Source organism: Micromonospora sp. WMMD956 (genome assembly GCF_029626125.1).
GTDB lineage: Bacteria > Actinomycetota > Actinomycetes > Mycobacteriales > Micromonosporaceae > Micromonospora > Micromonospora carbonacea.
This window is the reverse complement of record NZ_JARUBI010000005.1, coordinates 77,501-94,033: the sequence shown is the minus strand read 5'-3', so window position 1 is coordinate 94,033 and position 16,533 is coordinate 77,501. Positions and strand designations below refer to the sequence as shown.

Sequence of the window (16,533 nt, the reverse complement as noted above, 5' to 3'; positions counted from 1 at the left end):
TTCTTCCGCTTCCAGCCTGCCCCGACCCGGCCGCGCCGGTCAGGGCCGCCGGACCCGCTCGCCGGGCCGTTGGTCCCGGTCCGGGCGCCCCAGCCCGTCGGGCGTCGCCTCGGGCGGGCCGCCCGAGGCGCTGCGGGGCCGCAGCAGGCGCAGCACCAGCCCGGGGAGGACGGCCACGGCCGCGCAGGCGAGCAGGTCCGTCGCGCCGAGCGGGTCGGTGCCGAGCAGCACCCGCAGCGGCTCGACCAGCACGCCGGCCACCTGCAACAGCGCCGAGACGGCCACCGCGACCAGCAGCGCCGGGTTGCCCACCCGCCCGGCCTCGATGCCGGCGTCCCGCCGCGCCGGCCGGGGGGACCGCACCGCCAGCGCCACCCCGAGCTGGGCCAGCCCCAGGACCACGAAGACCACCGACTGCCAGGGCCGGTCCCACCGGGCGGCGAGCACCCCGGCGCCGAGCGCCACGGCCGCGATCAGCGCCCCGGTGAGCAGCACGTCGCGTCCCAGGCCCGCGCCCAGCACCGACTCCTGGGGCGAGCGGGGCGCGCGGCGCAGGGTGCCCGGCTCGGCCGGCTCCGCGCCGAGCGCCACCCCCGGCACCCCGTGGGTGAGCAGGTTGATCCAGAGGATCTGCGCCGGCAGCAGCGGCACGGCCAGCCCGCACAGCGGGCCGAGCAGCATCACCGCGATCTCGGCGACCCCGCCGGAGAGGGCGTAGCGCAGGAAGCGGCGGACGTTGTCGTAGCTGCGCCGCCCCTCGCCGATCGCGGCGGCGACCGTGGACAGGTCGTCGTCGACCAGCACCAGGTCGGCGGCCTGGCGGGCCACCTCCGTGCCGCCGCCCATCGCCACCCCGATGTCCGCGCGGCGCAGCGCGGGCGCGTCGTTGACGCCGTCGCCGGTCATCGCCACCACGTGCCCCTGCGCCTGCAACCCGGCGATGATGTCGAGCTTCTGCTCCGGCTGGGTCCGCGCGTACACCCGGGCCGCCGGGTGCGCGCCGGTCACGTCGCCGTCGTCGCCCCGCACCACCGGGTCGCCGTGGCGCCACAGCCCGAGCTGCCCGCCGATCGCGGTGGCCGTCGCCGGGTGGTCGCCGGTGACCAGCAGCAGCCGTACGCCGGCGGCGTCGAACCGGCGCGCGATCTCGGCGGCCCCGGCCCGCAGCGGGTCGCCGACCGCGACCAGCCCCACCGGGCGCAGCCCGGTCGGCGCGGCCGGGTCGGGGACCGTGTCCACCAGCGCCGCCGCGACCGCGAGCACCCGCAGCCCGGCCCCGGCCAGGTCGTGCGCCCGCGCGGTCAGCGCCGCGATCTCCCCGTCGTCCGCGTCGAGCAGGGGCGCGGCGAGCACGTTCTCCGGCGCGCCCTTGCACACCACCAGCCAGCGGCCGTCGCAGGACCGGTGCACCGTCGTCATCCGCCGGTTCGCCTGGTCGAACGGGTGCTCGGCGACCCGGGGCCACGCGGCCCGGGTCAGCGCCGGGTCCAGCCCGCACCGGGCGGCGAAGGCCACCAGCGCCGCCTCCAGCGGGTCGCCGACCGCCGCCCACCCCGGCCGCTCGCCGGTGGGCGGGGCCAGCGCGGCGTCGTTGCAGAGCAGCCCGGCCCGCGCCAGGCGGCGCAGCCCGTCGGGTACGCCCACCGCCCCGCCCTCGCGGCGCACCGTCCCGCGCGGCTCGTAGCCGGAGCCGGTCACCTCGTAGCCGGCGCCGTCGGCGGTCACCGCCCGCTGCACCGCCATCCGCCCCTCGGTGAGGGTGCCCGTCTTGTCGGACGCGATGACGGTCACCGAGCCCAGCGTCTCCACCGCGTGCAGCCGCCGGGGGATCGCGCGCGCCGTGGCCATCCGCCGCGCCCCCAGCGCCAGGGCCAGGGTCACCACGGCCGGCAGCGACTCCGGCACCGCCGCGACGACCAGGCTCACCGCCGTGATCGCCATGTCGACCACGGGCCGGCCGCCGAGCACGCCGATGCCGAAGACCAGCGCGGACAGCCCGACCGCGAGCAGGCCCAGCAGCCGGCCCAGGCCGGCCAGCCGGCGCTGCATCGGGGTGGCGCCGGGGCGGGTGGCCGACACCAGCGCGCTGATCCGGCCCAGGGCGCTGGCCGCGCCGGTGCGGACCACCGTGCCGGCGCCCCGGCCCACGGTCACCACCGTGCCGGCGGCGACCTCCTCGCCGACGTCCCGGCTCACCGGCACCGACTCGCCGGTCAGCGCCGACTCGTCCAGGTGCAGCCGGCTGGCCCGCTCCAGCCGCAGGTCGGCCGGGACGACGTCGCCGGCCTCGACGCGTACCAGATCGCCACGGACCACGACGGAGGCCGGCACGATCAGGTCCGCGCCGTCGCGGACGACCCGGGCGGTCGGCGCGGCGAGCTGGTCCAGCGCGGCGATCGCGCGGTCCGCGCGGACCTCCTGCACCACCCCGATCGCGGTGTTCACCAGCACCACCAGCGCGATGACGGCGGTGTCCGGCCAGTCGCCGAGCACGCCGGTGACCACGGCCGCGGCCAGCAGGAGCGCCACCAGCGGGTCGGCGAGCTGACGCAGGACGCGGGTCGCCAGGTGCCGGCGCCGCGGCCGGGCGACGCTGTTGGGGCCCTCGGCGGCCAGCCGCGCGGCGGCCTCGGCGGCCCCCAGGCCCGTCGGCTCGGCGGGGACGTCCGGCGTGGCCACGCGGGGCCGGGTGTCAGCGAGCATCGCTCCGCTCCCGTCCGACGGGTACTGCCACCACTGACCTCCCTGTCCGCGCGGCGCGTCACCGGGCACGCCGTCCCCCTCCACCGTCGCGCCGGAGGCCGGCGCGGCGGCAGAGGCGTTTCTCCCAGGTGGCCCGGGACCAACGGCCCTGATGCCGCGGGCCGCACAGGAGTCGGATGGGAGGCGGTGACCCCGGCCCGGCCGCGCGCCGGGCCCCTCCCACGACGAGGAGACCCGCCGATGACCCCGCTGGACATGCTCCGCGAACACCCGTTCCTGACCGGCGTGCCCGAGGAGTGGCTGCCCCGGCTCACCGGGTACGCCCGCCCCGTCGTCTGGCACCCCGGGCACCGGCTGTTCCGGGCCGGTCAGCCCGCCGAGCGGTTCTGGCTGGTCCGGGGCGGTGAGGTGGCCCTGGACTTCCCGGTCCCCGGGCGCGGAGACGTGGGCATCGACACGATCGGCCCGGGCGGGGTGCTCGGCTGGTCCTGGCTGTTCCCGCCGTACCGGTGGCAGTTCGGCGCGGTCGCCGTGCGCCGCACCCCGGCCGTGGAGTTCACCGCCGCCGGGGTGCGCCGGATGATGGAGTTCGACGACGCGTTCGGCCGGCAGCTCACCACCCGGTTCATGAGCGTGGTGGTGGACCGGCTCCAGTCGGCCCGCATCCGCCTGCTCGACCTCTACGGCTACCCGGCGGCCCTGCCCCCGACGGGCTGACCGGACCGGGGCGGGGTTCTGGCCCACTTCGCCCCCTCCGGGCGCGCCGTCCGGTGGGAGGGCGGCTCCTGCCGGCGCATAGGGAGCTGAGTCGAAAACGACATCACGCACTCACGCCGCCCGCCGGGTTGACCTCGGCGACGACGCAGACCTCTTGATCACCGTGCGACGGGACGGGACGGAGGGGCGGGGCAGAGGGGTTGCCCTGTCCCACGGTCTCGCCCCGGCTGCGGACCGTGGCCACGGCCGCCCATCCCCGCGACCGGACGTCACCCGTCTTCGGTGGTGCCCCGGACGGCGTCGCCGTCAACGCGGCGGTGCACGATCAGCTCGTCGACCTCCAGCCGACCGATGCGCAGCTCCCGGATCACCGCCCGGCGGACCACCAGCCGCCCGATCGCGACGACGGCCAGGGCGCTCGCCCCCACCGCCAGCGCCCCGACGGCCATCGCCCCGGCGGAGAGCGCGCCCACCGCCCGCGCCCCCGTCGCCTGGGCGCCGGTGGCCGCCGCGCCCGTCGCCCGCGCCGGGGCCAGCCGGCCCAGGACCCGATGAGACGTCCGTGATTCCCTCATGGCAACCGATCCTGTCATGATCCCGCGACCCGGCGGGCCGCCGTCCCGGGACTGCCGGGCGCTCAGTTGACGGTCAGGCCCCGGGCGGCGAACTGGCCGCGTACCCGCTCCAGCAGCTCCGGCGTGGGCGGCTCGGTGCCGGCGAGGGGGAACGTCAGGCCCAGCTCCGCGTACTTGTGCGCGCCGAGCCGGTGGAACGGCAGCACCTCCACCCGTTGCAGGCTGGGCAGCTCGGCGGCGAAGTCGGCGACCCCGGCCACGTTGTCGGGCGCGTCGGTGAGGCCGGGCACCAGCACGAACCGGATCCAGATCGGGGTGCCCCGGGCCGCGAGCCGGCGGCCGAAGCGCAGGGTCGGCCCGATCTCCCCGGTGCGGGTCACCCGCCGGTACGTCGCCGGGTCGCGCGACTTGACGTCCAGCAGCACCAGGTCGGTGGCGCCGAGCAGGGCGTCGTCGGCGCGCGCGCCGAGGAAGCCGGAGGTGTCCAGGGCGGTGTGCAGGCCCAGCGCGTGACAGCGGCGCAGCACCTCGCCGGTGAACCGGGGCTGCATCAGCGGCTCGCCGCCGCTGATCGTCACCCCGCCGCCGGCCACCGAGATGAACCGCCGGTACCGCTCGACCTGGGCCATCAGCTCGTCGACCGTGCGGTGCCGGCCGCTGCGCCGGTACCAGGTGTCCGGGCTGTGGCAGAACCGGCAGCGCAGCGGGCAGCCGGCCAGGAACGCCACGAACCGGGTGCCGGGGCCGTCCACCCCGATCGACAGGTCCCACGAGTGCACGGCCCCGGTCAGCTCCCGCCCGGCTGCGGCGGGCCCCCGCCCGACCCGCGCCGGCAGCGGCGCGGCCCCGGCCGGCGGGGCGTCTGCCCCGCCGGCCCGGCCGGTCGCCAGCGGCCCGGTCACAGCGAACCGTGGAAGGTGCGGGACACCACGTCGCGCTGCTGCTCCGGGGTGAGCCGGACGAAGTTCACCGCGTACCCGGAGACCCGGACGGTGAGCTGCGGGTAGCGCTCCGGGTGGGCCATCGCGTCGAGCAGGGTGGCCCGGTCCAGCACGTTGACGTTGAGGTGGAACCCGCCCGCGTCGGCGTACCCGTCGAGCACCCCGGCCAGGTTGGCGATCCGCTCGTCGCGGGTGTGCCCCAGCCCGTCGGGGGTGACCGTGCCGGTCAGCGAGATCCCGTCGCGCGCCGCGGCGTACGGCAGCTTCGCCACCGACAGCGCCGCCGCGACGAGGCCGTGGGTGTCCCGCCCGTTCATCGGGTTCGCGCCCGGGGCGAACGGCTCGCCGGCCCGCCGCCCGTCGGGGGTGTTGCCGGTGTGCTTGCCGTACACCACGTTCGAGGTGATGGTGAGCACCGACATGGTCAGCTCCGCGTCGCGGTAGGTGCGCTGCCGGCGCAGCTTCTCCGCGAACGTCTCCACCAGCCACACCGCGATCTCGTCGGCCCGGTCGTCGTCGTTGCCGTAGGTGGGCGGCTCGCCCTCCACGGCGTAGTCGACGGCCAGGCCGGTGGCGTCGCGCAGCACCTTCACCCGGCCGTACCGGATGGCGGCGAGGCTGTCCACCGCCACCGACAGGCCGGCGACCCCGGTGGCCATGAACCGGTGCACCGGGTGGTCGTGCAGCGCCATCTCCAGCCGCTCGTAGGCGTACCGGTCGTGCATGTGGTGGATGACGTTGAGCGCGTCCACGTACGTCTCGGCCAGCCAGTCCAGCGTCCGGTCGTACGCGGCGAGCACCTCGTCGTAGTCGAGCGTCTCGCCGCCGACCGGCGGGGCGGGCGGGGCGACCTGGTCGCCGGTCAGCTCGTCCCGGCCGCCGTTGATGGCGTACAGCAGCGCCTTGGCCAGGTTCGCCCGCGCCCCGAAGAACTGCATGTCCTTGCCGACCCGCATGGCCGACACGCAGCAGGCAATCGCCGTGTCGTCGTCGTACGCGGGCCGGATCAGCTCGTCGTTCTCGTACTGGATGGCGCTGGTGTCCAGCGACACCTGGGCGCAGAACCGCTTGAACCCCTCGGGGAGCCGGGGCGACCACAGCACGGTCAGGTTCGGCTCCGGCGCCGGCCCGAGGTTGTAGAGGGTCTGCAGGTAGCGGAAGCTGGTGCGGGTCACCAGCGGCCGGCCGTCGGCGCCGATCCCGCCGAGGGACTCGGTGACCCACGTCGGGTCGCCGGAGAAGAGCTGGTCGTACTCGGGGGTGCGCAGGAACCGCACGATCCGCAGCTTGATCACGAAGTCGTCGACGAGCTCCTGCGCGCCGGCCTCGTCCAGTCGCCCCTCGGCGAGGTCCCGCCGCAGGTAGGCGTCCACGAAGTTCGCGGTCCGCCCGAGCGACATCGCCGCGCCGTTCTGCTCCTTCGTGGCGGCCAGGTACGCGAAGTACAGCCACTGGATCGCCTCGCGGCCGGTCGTGGCCGGGCCGGAGATGTCGTAGCCGTAGGCGGCGGCCATCTCGGTCAGCTCGCCGAGGGCGCGGATCTGCTCGGCCAGCTCCTCCCGCTCGCGGATCACGTCGTCGGTCGACGGCCGGTCGTCCAGGGCCGCCTTCAGCGCCCGGCGCTCGGCGACGAGCCGGTCCACCCCGTACAGGGCCACCCGCCGGTAGTCGCCGATGATCCGGCCCCGCCCGTACGCGTCGGGCAGGCCGGTGATGACGTGCGAGCGCCGCGCCGCGAGGACGTCCGCCGGGTACGCGTCGAACACCGCGTCGTTGTGCGTCCTGCGGTAGCGGGTGTAGACGCGGTGCACCGCCGGGTCCGGCTCGTAGCCGTACGCCCGCAGCGCGGTCTCGACCATCCGCAGCCCGCCGGCCGGCATGATCGCCCGGCGCAGCGGCGCGTCGGTCTGCAACCCGACGATCAGCTCCCGGTCGGCGTCGATGTACCCGGGGGCGTGGGCGGTGATCGTGGACGGGGTGGCCGCGTCGACGTCGTACACGCCGCGGCGGCGCTCCTCGCCGAACATGTCGGTGAGCCGTCCCCAGACCGCCAGGGTCCGCTCGGTCGGGCCGGCGAGGAACCCGGCGTCGCCGGTGTACGGCTCGTGGTTGCGGCGCACGAAGTCCGCCACGTCGATCGTGGTGCGCCACGCCCCGTCGGCGAAGCCCCGCCACGGGTCGCGGACGATGCGCTCGGTGCCGGTCATGATCTGTCCTTCCGGTCGGAAGCGGCGGGTGGTCACGGCTGGAGCACGAGGCGGGCGGCGACCCGGCCGGCCAGCACGTCCTCGATCGCCTCGTTGATCTCGTCGAGCTTGCGCACCTCGTACGCGACGTGGGTGCGGCCGGCGGCGTGCAGCCGGAACACCTCCGCCAGGTCGGCGCGGGTGCCCACGATCGAGCCGATGACGGTGATGCCCTTGAGCACGGTCTCGAAGACCGGCAGGGTGATCTCGTTGTCCTTCGGCAGCGACACCAGCACCAGCCGGCCGCCGCGGCGCAGGCAACGGTGCGCCTGCTCGACGACGCGCGGGTCGGCGGCCAGCACGATCGCCACGTCCGCCCCGCCGAGCGCGGTGACCGCCTCGACCGGGTCGACGTCGGCGGCGTTCACGGTGTGCGTCGCGCCGAGCGAGGCGGCGAGCGCCAGCTTCTCGGCGGTGACGTCGACGGCGACCGTCTCGCCGCCGAACAGCTGCGCGTACTGCTGCGCGAGGTGGCCCAGGCCGCCGATGCCGAAGACCGCCACCCGGTCGCCGGGCCGCACCCCGGCGACCTTCACCGCCTTGTACGTGGTGACGCCCGCGCAGGTCAGCGGGGCCGCCTCGGCCGGGTCCACCCCGGCGGGGACGGCCACGGCGTAGCGGGCCGACGCGACCGCGTACTCGGCGTGCGCGCCGTCGACGGTGTATCCGGTGTTGCGCTGCGCCTCGCACAGCGTCTCCCACCCGGTCACGCAGTACCCGCAGGTCCCGCACGCCCAGCCGAGCCAGGGCAGGGCCACCCGGTCGCCGACGGCGTGCTCGGTCACCCCCGCGCCGATCCGCTCGACGATGCCGACGCCCTCGTGCCCGGGGACGAACGGCGGGTTCGGCTTGACCGGCCAGTCGCCGCGCGCGGCGTGGATGTCGGTGTGGCACAGGCCGCTGGCCTCGATCCGGACGAGGATCTCGTCCGGGCCCGGCTCCGGCACGGGCAGGTCGAACATCTCCAGTGGACGGTCGAACGCGGTGACGACACTCGCACGCATCGGGGGCCTCCCAGCTCCGTTGTCGCTTCCACCCTCAATCTGCTCCGTCCACCCCGCCGGAGGCAGGGTCCCCGGACCGCACCACCCGGGACCTTCGCCCCACCCACCCCACCCCCGCCCCCGTCCGGTGATCAAGAGGTTTGCGTCATGGCCGGGGCGAAACCTGACGCAAACCTCTTGATCACCGAACCAGGGGGTCACCGGCTCACCCATCCGCCCGGTCCCATCCGCACCGTGCCGATGGCCGGCGGGCGACGCCGGCTGGCGACCACCGCCACCGCGGCGGTGACCAGCCCGACGGCCAGCGCGCCGGTCGCGGCGGCGAGCACCCGGTCCGGGTCGGCCAGCGTGCGGTAGCGCACCCGGCCACCGGCGAGCACGAACGCCCCGACCGGCCGGCCGTCGCGGGCCACCGGCACCACCGCGGCCGGCGCGGCGCCGGGTAGGACGAGCACGGGGCCGACCTGCCCGGCGGACCGGTGCCCGGCCTCCGGGCACGACTGCGCCGAGGACGGCAGCACCGCCGGAGCCTGCGCCGGCTGTGCCTGCGGTGCCGGTTCCTGCGCCGCCGGTTGCTGCGGCGAGGGCGCGGGCGGGCGCGCGGGCGGGGACAGTGGGGCGGGTCCGGTGGCGTTCAGGATCGCGGTCATGGCGCGACCTCCGTTCGGTTGTCGGGTCGGCGGCTGTCGGACGGCGCGCCGGTCGGGCGCACCGCGGCCCGTCCGGCGTGCGGGAACGTCGTCCCCCTCCTTGGTAGCGGGCCGCCGCGGGCCGTCGACAGGGCCGGATGGGACCACCGCCGGGCCGGAGGTCCCGGCCTGTCGGAGCCCGCCGGTACCCTGCCTGGGTGACCGCCGAGGATCTCCGCCCGCCCGCCGCGACCGGCGAGGCCGTGCGCCTGCGCCCGGTGCGCGACGACGACCTGCCCCACTTCTTCGCCTTCGAGCAGGACGCGCAGGCCAACTGGGTGGCGGCGTTCGGCCCCGTCGACCCGGCCGACCGGGCGGCGTTCGAGGCGCACTGGCGGCGCATCCGCGCCGACCCGGCGATCGTCACCCGCACCGTCACCGTCGACGACGCGGTCGTCGGCCACGTGGCCGCCTTCCCCGTCGACGACCAGACCGAGGTCAGCTACTGGATCGACCGGGCCCGCTGGGGGCGCGGCCACGCCACCGGCGCCCTCGCCGCCCTGCTGGCCGAGCTGCCGCGCCGCCCGGTGCGCGCCCGCGCCGCCAAGGACAACGCCGCCTCCCTCGCGGTGCTGCGCAAGTGCGGCTTCGTCGTCGTCGGCGAGGACTCGGGCTACGCCAACGGCCGCCGCGCCGTCGTCGAGGAGTGGGTCCTCGAGCTGGCCGCCTGAGCGCCGGCACCCGCCGGCAGCGCCCCACAGCCGGCCTGAGCTGGGCGGGCACTAGTCTCGCGGGGTGAACTGGCTGGACTTGATCGGCTGGACCGGCTCCGCGCTGCTGGTCTGGTCCCTGCTACAGGCGCGCATCCTCCGCCTGCGCGCCCTCAACCTCGTCGGCTGCGTCGTGCTGATCGGCTACAACGCCGCCCTCGCCGTGTGGCCGATGGTCGGGCTGAACGTCGTGCTCGCCGTCATCAACGTGTGGTACCTGCGCAGGATGCTCGCCACCCGGCACGACGAGCAGACGTACCAGGTGGTCGAGGTGGGCGTCGACGATCAGTTCCTGGCACATACCCTGCGCGTGCACGCCACCGACATCGCCCGGTTCAACCCCGGCTTCCACTGGGGCGAGCACACCGCCCGCCGCTCCGCGTTCCTTGTCGTCCGCGCCGACGAGGTGGTCGGGGTGGTCCTCTCGCACGCCGAGGGCGACGACACCGCCCAGGTCGATCTGGACTACGTCACCCCACCGTTTCGCGACTTCACCCCCGGCGAGTTCGTCTACCGGCGCAGCAGCCTCTTCACCGACCGGGGATTCCGCCGGGTGGTCAGCCCGCCGGGCATGGTCGCCCCCTACTACCACCGGCTCGGCTTCCGCGCCGAGGACGACGCGTACGTGCTCGACCTGCCCGCCGCCGACCGGGCCTGACCGGCCCCGACGGGGCGGGCGACCGGCCGACACGCCGGCACCGACCCGGCCGTCGGCGGGCGGAGGATTCGCCGGGGCCCCGACGGGGCACAGAGGGGCCTACGCCGTCCCGGGCCCGCCGGGCGGCGCCGCCGGCCGTCGCGGCCGGGGCCGTCGGAGCGAGGGAGAGAACCGGGCGTGCAGAGCTACTGGAGCCAACTGGCCCTGGTCGGAGTCCTGGTCGTCCTCAACGCGATCTTCGCCGGCAGCGAGATGGCGCTGGTCTCGCTGCGTGACAGCCAGGTCCAACGGTTGGAACGCAGCGGCCGGGCCGGCCGGGTGCTGGCCCGCCTCGCCCGGGACCCGAACCGCTTCCTCGCCACCATCCAGATCGGCATCACCCTCGCCGGTTTCCTCGCCTCGGCCGCCGCGGCCGTCTCCCTGGCCAAACCCCTCGTGCCGCTGCTCGGCGTGTTCGGCTCCGCCGCCGAGACGGTCGCCATCGTCGTGGTCACCCTGGCGCTGACGTTCGTCACCCTCGTCTTCGGCGAGCTGGCCCCGAAGCGGATCGCCATGCAGGCCGCCGAGCGCTGGGCGCTGCTGGTGGCCCGCCCGCTGGACCTGCTCGCCAGCTTCACCCGCCCCGCCGTCTGGGCGCTCGGCGCGACCAGCGACCTGGTGGTCCGCCTCGTCGGGCTCGACCCCAGACACGAGCCGGACGAGATCGGCCCCGACGAGCTGCGCGACATCGTCGCCGGCAACCACGGCTTCACCAAGGAACAGCGGACCATCATCGCCGGGGCGGTCGAGATCGCCGACCGGCGGCTGCGCGCGGTGCTCGTACCCCGGTTGCAGGTCTTCACGCTCGACAGCGGCACCACCGCGGAGGCCGCGCGGCTGGTCCTGGCCGCGACCGGGCACTCCCGCGCGCCGGTGGTGCGCCACGGCGGCCTCGACGACGCGGTCGGCGTGATCCACCTGCGCGACCTGGTCGGGGTGCCCGACGACCGGCCCGTCGACGAGTGCGCCCGCCCGCCCATGCTGTTGCCCGACTCGCTGCCCGTGGTCGACGCGCTGCGCCAGTTCAAGGCGGAACGGCAGCACATCGCCCTCGTCGTCGACGAGCGCGGCGCCGTCGACGGCATCGTCACGCTGGAGGACATCCTCGAGGAGATCGTCGGCGAGATCTACGACGAGACGGACCGGGACGTGCGCGCGGTGCGCACCGAGGCCGACGGCGCGATGCTGCTGCCCGGCACCTTCCCCGTGCACGACCTCGTCGACGTCGGCGTGGAGCTGCCCGGCCGCCCCGCCGGCGACTACACGACCGTCGCCGGCCTGGTCCTGACCCTGCTGGGACACATCCCCACCGTGCCGGGGGAGGACGTCACCATCGACGGCTGGGCACTGGAGGTCGCCGACATCGACCAGCGGGCCATCACGTCCGTACGGCTGCGCCGCGTCGCCGCCCCGACCGAGCCCGACGCCGACGCGGAGCCGGACGCCGAGCCCGCCCTCGACCCGGCCCGGAGCTGACCCTCAGCCGGGCCCCGCCGGTCCCGCCGGCCGCCCGGGCGGATCCTCCGGCGGCGGCCGGTCCTGCGGTCCCGGTGGCCGGTCCTGCGACTGCGGCGGCTGGTCCTGGGGTCCCGGCGGCCGGTCCTGGGGTCCCGGCGGTTGGCGCGGGTGCGCCGCGCCGAACGGGAAGCCGGGCACCGGCGGCACCAACCGGACCGCGTCGGCCGGCACCTGGCGGCTGCTGCCGCGCAGCGCCCGCGCGACCAGGCGGACCAGCCAGGGCCCCGACGGGTGCCGCTCCGCGCCGATCAGCCGCCCGCTGACCCGGGCGTACCAGCGCCCGGCGACGACCAGGTCGGTCAGCCGCAGCCGCCCGTCGGGAACCACCCCGCGCACCACCACGTCCACCACCCGGCCCAGCCGCCGGCCGTGCAGGTCGTACGCGGTGCGGCCGAGCAGCTCACCCGCTCGCACGGTCGGCCCCCGGGATCCGGTCGATCAGGTGCCGGCGCAGCCACCGCTCCACCGGCGCGGGCGGCAGGTCGTCGAGGCAGGCCCGCAGCCGCACCGCGCTGTCCACCCGCGCCACCAGCCGGTACGGGATGCGCAGCGGCGTCACCGCCCGGTCCTCGGTGAACCGGACGGCCACCGCGACGAGGAGCCGGCCGATCCGGCCCCCGATCCGCTGCCCGAGCGCCGCCTGCCCGGTGAGCAGGGCGGCCACGTACGGCACCCCGTCCGCGTCGACGGCGAACTCCACGTCGTCGACCTTGCCGACCAGCCGGCCGTCGCGGTCGACGATCTGCCGGTCGAGCAGCCGCCGGCCGAGCTGCATCCTCACCGGCCCATCCCCGTCGCCACCGCCAGCGGGACCGCCGCCACCGACGCGACGACGATGACCAGCAGGAACACCATCCCCAGCAGGTTCGCCAGCGGCCCGTTGACCCGGTCGCCCAGGTAGGTCCGGTCGTTGGCCACGATCAGGATCGGCAGGTACGTCAGCGGCAGCACCACCGCGCTGAGCACCAGCATGTACTCCGTCAGCGTCACCGGGTCGACAGTCGTCAGCAGCACCAGCACCCCGAGCAGGACGCTGACCAGCAGCACGCTGTGGAACCGGGCCGCCTCGCGGGGACTCACCCGCTTGCCCCACTGCCAGCCGAAGTACTGCGCGGCGGCGTACGCGGCGGACAGCCCCGTCTCCAGCGCGGCCCCGAACGTCACGGCGAAGAACGCCAGCGCCGCCACCACCAGCCCCGCCGCCCCGAACGCGAGGACCGCCGGATGCGCCACCTGGGCGAGCGAGCCCGGCGACGTCCCGCCCGGGTGGTACACCACCGCCGCCGTGGCCATCAGCGACAGGGCGAGGAAACCGCCGACCGGGAACCCGATCAGCACGCTGGACCGGGCGTCGGCCAGGTCGGCGGCGCTCCACCGCTCCTCCACCGCGCCGGAGGAGAAGAAGAACACCTCGTACGGGCTGACCGTGGAGGCGAACAGCGCCACCGCCACGAACCAGTACGCCCCCCAGCCCTGCCCCGCCGCCCCGCCGTGCACCGCCGACCGACCGAGCTCCGCCCAGTCGGTCGGCAGCCGGAACAGCGCCACCGCGAACCCCACCAGGGCCAGCCCGGCCAGGCCGAACACCCGCTCCATCAGTTGGAAGCGCATCCGCCACAGCACCAGCCAGACCGCCACCGCGGCCACCGGCACCCAGAGCAGGTAGCTCAGCCCGGAGGCCAGTTGCAGCGCCAGCCCCACGCCACCCAGCTCGGCGGCGAGGGTCAGCACGGTCACCAGGTAGGACGCCACCAGGTTCAGCAGCGCCACCCGGGGCCCCAGCCGCTCCCGGACCAGGTCGAACACCGCCCGGCCGCTCACGGCCGCGACCCGGCCGGCCATCTCGGCGTACGCGCAGATGCCCACCACCCCGAGCAGCAGCACCCAGGCGTGCGCCATGCCGAAACGCGCCCCCGCCTGGCTCGCCGCCACCAGGTCCCCGATGTCCACGAACCCGCCGACGGCGGAGAGCACGCCGAGCGTCGCGGCGAGGAGCTTCCTCACCTCGGGCGCGGGTCGACAGGTGCCATCGCCGCGACGATATCGGGACGTAACGCGCCTCAGGCCCCGAACCGCACCTCAGGCCCGAATCGGGCAGCGGCAGCGCGGGAGGCCGGGGTCAGCCGCCCACGAGGTTCTGCAGGCGCACCTGACCCCGGGAGACCAGCCGCCCCGCGTCGTCGGAGATCTCCACCTGCCAGAGCTGCTGGCTGCGGCCCCGGTGCACCGGAGTGCCCACGGCCGTCAGCTCGCCCTCGCGGACCGCCCGCAGGAAGTCCGTCTGGTTCGACACCCCGACCACCCGGCCCTGCCCGCCCAGCCACAGCGCGCCGCCGACGCTCGCGGCGGTCTCCACCACCGCGCAGTAGACCCCGCCGTGCTGAATGCCGTACGGCTGGTGCAGGTCCGGACGGACCAGCCAGCGGATGACGACCCGGTCGGCGCTCGCCTCGTCGAACTTCAGGCCGAGCAGGGCGACGAAGCCCCCGGTCAGCTCAGGTATCTCCACGACGGCTCCTCCTCGCCTCGGGAGGGCCAGCCTAGCCAACCGTGATCAGCGGCAAACCCGGTACCAGCCGGTTCCGGCGATGGGGGAGAATCGGTGACCGTGACCGACAGCAGCCTCCCGCCGACCGGGCGGGACTCTCTGACCGAAGACCTGCGGTGGCGGGGCCTCATCCAGGACTCGACCGGCCCCGACGAGCTGGCCGCGCTGCTCGACGGCGGGAGCGCCACCTTCTATGTGGGCTTCGACCCGACGGCGGCCAGCCTGCACGTCGGCCACCTCATGCAGGTCACCACGGCCCGCCGCCTCCAGCTCGGCGGGCACCGGCCGCTGCTGCTCGTCGGCGGGGCCACCGGGCAGATCGGCGACCCGAAGGAGAGCGCCGAGCGCACGCTGAACCCGCCCGAGGTGGTGGCCGGCTGGGTCGACCGCATCCGCGACCAGCTCTCGCCCTTCGTGTCCTACACCGGCGAGAACGCGGCGCGGCTGGTCAACAACCTGGACTGGACCGGCGAGATGTCGGTGGTCGAGTTCCTCCGCGACGTCGGCAAGCACTTCCCGGTCAACAAGATGCTGGCCCGGGAGGTGGTGAAGGCCCGGCTGGAGACCGGCATCAGCTTCACCGAGTTCAGCTACCAGCTGCTCCAGTCCCACGACTTCTACGAGCTGCACCGCCGGCACGGCTGCCAGCTCCAGTTCGGCGGCTCCGACCAGTGGGGCAACATCACCGCCGGGGTCGACTACGTCCGGCGGCGGGGGGCCGGCCCCGTGCAGGCGTTCGTGACGCCGCTGGTGACCAAGGCCGACGGCACGAAGTTCGGCAAGACCGAGGGCGGCGCCGTCTGGCTCGACCCGCAACTCACCAGCCCGTACGCGTTCTACCAGTTCTGGCTCAACGCCGACGACCGTGACGTGGTCCGCTACCTGCGCTACTTCAGCTTCCGCTCGCGGGACGAGATCGAGCAGTTGGAGAAGGAGACCGCGGAGCGGCCCTCGGCGCGGCTGGCCCAGCGGGCCCTCGCCGAGGAGCTGACCACCCTCGTGCACGGCGAACGGGAGACGGCCCAGGCCGTCGCCGCCAGCCAGGCCCTCTTCGGCCGGGGTTCGCTGGACGACCTGACCCCGGAGACGCTGCGGGCGGCCCTGACCGAGGCCGGGCTGGTGGGCGTCGACGAGCTGCCCGACGTCGCCGGGCTGCTGCGGGAGTCGGGTCTGGTGCCGAGCGCCAAGGAGGCGCGTCGGGTGATCGCCGAGGGCGGCGCGTACGTCAACAACACCCGGATCACCGAGGTGGACGCACGGCCGACCACGGAGGACCTGCTGCACGGCCGGTACCTGGTCCTCCGGCGCGGAAAGAAGTCGTTCGCCGGCGTGGAGCTGCGCGGATAGCGGTGCCTGCGAAGTGTGACGCGGGACGCCCCCGACGGATTTGACGATCAATCCGTCGGGGGCGTAACTTTCTCTCTGCCAGCGCGGAACGGGCGAAACGGGGCGAAAAGCCTCCAAGGCCGGAGCGCGGCAACGAACATCGGGTCACGCGGGGAACGCCCTTCGTGATCCTCTCCGGGCGGTGCCCCGGATCCGCCGCAGGGCGGATTTGGTGAGGCGAGACCGACCGGGTAAGGTTCACCGCCGGTAGGGAACCGGGCGAGCGTGCGGGAGACCGCAGCGGCCGGCCTGCCGGAAGCCACGGGTCGAGCCGGCGTCAGTCGGTGAGTGAGTGGTGCCTGCAATTCGGGTGGAAGCGGGTCGGATCGGGATTCTCCGGTTTGACAGTGCGGAAACCGGAGGGTAACGTAGTAAAAGTGCCCGGCGCGGAAGCGGGGGGCGCGGATGAGCGGAATGCCCCGGATGGGGCCCCCGGGTTTGGGGGTTTCGGATGGTGTGTGGTTGTTCTTTGAGAACTCAACAGGGTGCTTGATAAGCCAGTGCCAAGTAGTTTGATACCCCGTGCTGGGTCGGCCTTCGGGTTGGTCTGGTGGGGATTCCTTTGGCAACACATTTTGTTGTCGGGATGGATTGTTCAACAGGTTTTTGTTGGAGAGTTTGATCCTGGCTCAGGACGAACGCTGGCGGCGTGCTTAACACATGCAAGTCGAGCGGAAAGGCCCTTCGGGGTACTCGAGCGGCGAACGGGTGAGTAACACGTGAGCAACCTGCCCTAGGCTTTGGGATAACCCTCGGAAACGGGGGCTAATACCGGATACAACCTTTGGTCGCATGACTG

Annotated in this window: 15 protein-coding genes and 1 rRNA gene (1 of these 16 running past the window's edge); 6 read left to right on the top strand and 10 right to left on the bottom strand. The window is 74.9% G+C overall.

Annotated elements, in window-relative coordinates; genetic code table 11:
* Positions 1-39 precede the first annotated feature (39 nt).
* The gene (locus O7628_RS00685; protein WP_278127580.1) at positions 40-2,703 is read right to left on the bottom strand and encodes a cation-transporting P-type ATPase; all 2,664 of its coding nucleotides are present in this window, start codon (positions 2,701-2,703) and stop codon (positions 40-42) included.
* 240 nt (positions 2,704-2,943) lie between these two features.
* On the opposite strand from O7628_RS00685, the gene O7628_RS00680 reads away from it, so the two are divergent.
* Positions 2,944-3,420, top strand: a complete 477-nt coding sequence (locus O7628_RS00680) for a cyclic nucleotide-binding domain-containing protein (RefSeq protein WP_074478570.1) — start codon at positions 2,944-2,946, stop codon at positions 3,418-3,420.
* Between the two features lie 269 nt (positions 3,421-3,689).
* Here the strand turns inward: O7628_RS00680 and O7628_RS00675 are convergent, their stop codons facing one another.
* The 5 genes from O7628_RS00675 to O7628_RS00655 form a co-directional block, all read right to left on the bottom strand.
* On the bottom strand, positions 3,690-3,995 hold the full coding sequence (locus O7628_RS00675) for a hypothetical protein (RefSeq protein ID WP_278127579.1): 306 nt from the start codon (positions 3,993-3,995) through the stop codon (positions 3,690-3,692).
* A 62-nt stretch (positions 3,996-4,057) separates the two neighbouring features.
* Positions 4,058-4,831, bottom strand: coding sequence for a pyruvate formate-lyase-activating protein (gene pflA / locus O7628_RS00670; RefSeq protein ID WP_278136169.1), 774 nt, complete (start codon positions 4,829-4,831; stop codon positions 4,058-4,060).
* A gap of 62 nt (positions 4,832-4,893) precedes the next feature.
* Positions 4,894-7,143 (bottom strand): formate C-acetyltransferase, encoded by a 2,250-nt coding sequence (gene pflB, locus O7628_RS00665; RefSeq protein ID WP_278127578.1) that lies wholly within the window; start codon positions 7,141-7,143, stop codon positions 4,894-4,896.
* Between the two features lie 32 nt (positions 7,144-7,175).
* Complete coding sequence (locus tag O7628_RS00660) at positions 7,176-8,186, bottom strand: zinc-dependent alcohol dehydrogenase (RefSeq protein WP_278127577.1); 1,011 nt, start codon at positions 8,184-8,186, stop codon at positions 7,176-7,178.
* 197 nt (positions 8,187-8,383) lie between these two features.
* Positions 8,384-8,836 (bottom strand): hypothetical protein, encoded by a 453-nt coding sequence (locus O7628_RS00655; protein WP_278127576.1) that lies wholly within the window; start codon positions 8,834-8,836, stop codon positions 8,384-8,386.
* A gap of 197 nt (positions 8,837-9,033) precedes the next feature.
* Here O7628_RS00655 and O7628_RS00650 point away from each other — a divergent pair, with 197 nt between their 5' ends.
* From O7628_RS00650 to O7628_RS00640, 3 genes are all read left to right on the top strand, one after another.
* Positions 9,034-9,546, top strand: a complete 513-nt coding sequence (locus O7628_RS00650) for a GNAT family N-acetyltransferase (RefSeq protein WP_074478562.1) — start codon at positions 9,034-9,036, stop codon at positions 9,544-9,546.
* 64 nt (positions 9,547-9,610) lie between these two features.
* Positions 9,611-10,243 carry a hypothetical protein gene (locus tag O7628_RS00645; RefSeq protein WP_278127575.1) on the top strand — a complete coding sequence of 211 codons (633 nt, stop codon included), beginning with the start codon at positions 9,611-9,613 and terminating at the stop codon, positions 10,241-10,243.
* A 177-nt stretch (positions 10,244-10,420) separates the two neighbouring features.
* Complete coding sequence (locus O7628_RS00640; RefSeq protein ID WP_278127574.1) at positions 10,421-11,758, top strand: hemolysin family protein; 1,338 nt, start codon at positions 10,421-10,423, stop codon at positions 11,756-11,758.
* Positions 11,759-11,761: 3 nt separating this feature from the next.
* Here the strand turns inward: O7628_RS00640 and O7628_RS00635 are convergent, their stop codons facing one another.
* The 4 genes from O7628_RS00635 to O7628_RS00620 form a co-directional block, all read right to left on the bottom strand.
* The gene (locus O7628_RS00635) at positions 11,762-12,214 is read right to left on the bottom strand and encodes a PRC-barrel domain containing protein (protein ID WP_278127573.1); all 453 of its coding nucleotides are present in this window, start codon (positions 12,212-12,214) and stop codon (positions 11,762-11,764) included.
* On the bottom strand, positions 12,201-12,575 hold the full coding sequence (locus O7628_RS00630) for a hypothetical protein (RefSeq protein WP_278136168.1): 375 nt from the start codon (positions 12,573-12,575) through the stop codon (positions 12,201-12,203). Before O7628_RS00630 ends, O7628_RS00635 begins: the two co-directional genes overlap by 14 nt.
* Positions 12,576-12,577: 2 nt before the next feature.
* Entirely contained in the window at positions 12,578-13,804 is a 1,227-nt protein-coding gene (locus O7628_RS00625) for a divalent metal cation transporter (protein WP_278127572.1), read from the bottom strand.
* Between the two features lie 115 nt (positions 13,805-13,919).
* Positions 13,920-14,309, bottom strand: a complete 390-nt coding sequence (locus O7628_RS00620) for a PaaI family thioesterase (RefSeq protein ID WP_278127571.1) — start codon at positions 14,307-14,309, stop codon at positions 13,920-13,922.
* A gap of 99 nt (positions 14,310-14,408) precedes the next feature.
* On the opposite strand from O7628_RS00620, the gene tyrS reads away from it, so the two are divergent.
* Positions 14,409-15,695, top strand: a complete 1,287-nt coding sequence (gene tyrS, locus O7628_RS00615; RefSeq protein ID WP_278136167.1) for a tyrosine--tRNA ligase — start codon at positions 14,409-14,411, stop codon at positions 15,693-15,695.
* Between the two features lie 645 nt (positions 15,696-16,340).
* A 16S ribosomal RNA gene (locus tag O7628_RS00610) occupies positions 16,341-16,533 on the top strand; it runs 1,322 nt beyond the window's last position.